The sequence below is a fragment of the Rhodococcus sp. EPR-147 genome (assembly GCF_001647185.1).
GTDB lineage: Bacteria > Actinomycetota > Actinomycetes > Mycobacteriales > Mycobacteriaceae > Rhodococcoides.
In genome coordinates, this window is the sequence record NZ_LVCU01000091.1 from 1 (window position 1) to 2296 (window position 2296).

The 2296-nt window shown below is 63.3% G+C and carries 2 protein-coding genes; both read left to right on the plus strand.

Annotation, left to right across the window (positions count from 1 at the left end; all coding sequences use genetic code 11):
• On the plus strand, positions 1-1090 hold a 1090-nt coding region (locus A2J02_RS04505), incomplete at its 5' end, for an SLC13 family permease (protein ID WP_156516087.1).
• Positions 1091-1276: 186 nt separating this feature from the next.
• The coding region (locus tag A2J02_RS04510) for an AMP-binding protein (protein WP_156516088.1) at positions 1277-2296 on the plus strand (1020 nt) is incomplete at its 3' end.

Below are 2296 nucleotides of genomic sequence, written 5' to 3' on the forward strand. Positions count from 1 at the left end.
GGTTTCCAACACGGCCACCGCTGTGATGATGATTCCGATCGGTGTCTCGGTCCTCGTTCTGGTTCTCGACATCGGCAGGAAGGCCGGAGCTGTACCCGGCTCCGACGGTGAAACGAGCCCGGACGCCGAGACCATCACGCAGGCCGTCATCAAGAGCAACTTCGGCACCGCTCTGATGCTCGGTATCGCCTATGCGGCATCGATCGGCTCACTCGGAACGATCATCGGCACCCCGCCCAACACCTTGCTGGTCGGGTACCTGGAGGGTCAGGGAATCACCATCGGATTCCTGCAGTGGATGATCGCCGGCGTTCCGCTCGCCGTGATCCTGCTCGTGATCGCCTGGTTCCTGCTGACCCACGTGATGTTCAAGCCGGAGATCGACGACATACCCGGCGGCAAACAGCTGATCAGGGGTGAACTGGACGCCCTGGGCAGGATGTCGCAGGGAGAGATTCGGGTCGCGATCATCTTCTGCCTGGCGGCCGCTTCCTGGGTGGGGGTTCCGCTGCTCTTCGACAGCCCGCCGATATCCGACACCGGAATCGCCATGACCGCAGCTCTCCTGCTGTTCCTGCTTCCCAGCGGCAGCAAGAAGGGTGTGCGTCTGATCGATTGGGAGACCGCCGTCAAACTCCCGTGGGGCGTGCTGTTGTTGTTCGGCGGCGGGCTCGCCCTGTCGGCACAGTTCGAGTCCAGCGGCCTGACGGAGTGGATAGGTAGCGTCGCGGGCGGTCTCGACACGATTCCAGTGGTCATGTTGGTCGTCGTCGCCACGGCCGCGATCATCTTCCTGACCGAGATCACCAGCAATACCGCGACGGCGGCGACTTTCCTCCCGGTAGCAGGGGGCGTCGCGATGGGCATGAACATCGACATTCTGGTCCTGACCGTCCCCGTAGCGCTGGCAGCGACCTGTGCGTTCATGCTGCCGGTCGCGACTCCACCGAATGCGGTGTCCTATGCCAGTGGATACATCACGATCGGCCAGATGATGCGTGGTGGTTTCTGGCTCAATCTGATCGCCATCTCGTTGATCACCATTGCCGCGTACACGGTGTTCGCGTGGTCGCTGGGCATCCAGTTCTGACGCGCTGGACAGGAAAAATCCACGATCGAATACCGACTTCGGCTGATTTCGCCCAGACAAGCGTGCTTCGGGTTTACGATGGCGACTTCATCCAGGCGGATGACCCGTTCCAGGTGCGCGCCGCCATCCCCTGGTCGGTGTTGAGTCGGCGTCCCTGCCGGCTCGGCAAGGTACGGGGGGTGGGGCATGGTCTCGGACGTCATCGACTGCAGCACGGTCTTCGCACACGACATCGAGCAGGTTTGCGGGGTCTTGAGCGCGGTCGAGCTGTTCCCACGCTACTTCCCCGGGCTCGACTACTGCGTGCTCCGTGAATCCACGGCCGGCTACCGGTGCGGAGTCGGCGGTGTCGAGCACGCCCTCGACCTGGTGGTGAACAGGCGAAACCGGCCGATCATCACCATCGAGCACGTCGAGTCCGGCGGATTCATCAGATTCACCCTCACTGCGCGCTCGGTAGGCGAGACGAAGATCGATGTCACCGTGTTCAGAGCGGGCCTCGGCGGGTCGTACTCGCCCCAACCCGAGCACAACCGCGCGGTGGTCGACTGGGTGATGGGTGGTCTGCGCCGACTGGACAACTGCCTCTCCGGCACCTCGACCTCGATCGTGTCCAATACCGGCGATTCACGGTCACTCCCGTTGGCAATCATGAAGACGATGGTGGGAACCGGCGTCATTCGTGCTGCACGTCCCGACCGCGCGTACAAGCAGCTGAACTCACTGGCGAAATGGGGCTTCACTCTGGGCGGAGGCTTCGCGGCCGCAGCAGCGAAGTCGCCGAACGCGATTGCCTTGATCGACGATCGAGGGACTCGCACCTTCGCAGAGATCCACCAGCGATCGCACCGCATCGCCGCAGGTCTCGATGCGGCCGGAATCAGTCCTGGTAGCACCGTCGGCATTCTGGCTCGAAACCACTCCGGGATGATCGAGTGCACCGTCGCGTGCGGCATGCTCGGGGTCGAGGTGGTCCTTCTCAACACCGGTCTCGCTGCCCGCCAGATCGAGACCATTTCCGCCCGACACCAGCTCCGAGTGCTGTTCGTCGACGACGAGTTCGACTCGATGGTTCGCTACCTGCCCGACGACGTCACTCGTGTGAGCCTGTCGTCCCACACCGCCGTTCCGCGTCGACGCACCCTCGAACACTTCGTCGCAGCACCGTCCGCGACGTTCACGAGGCCGGACAGACCCGGTTCGGTG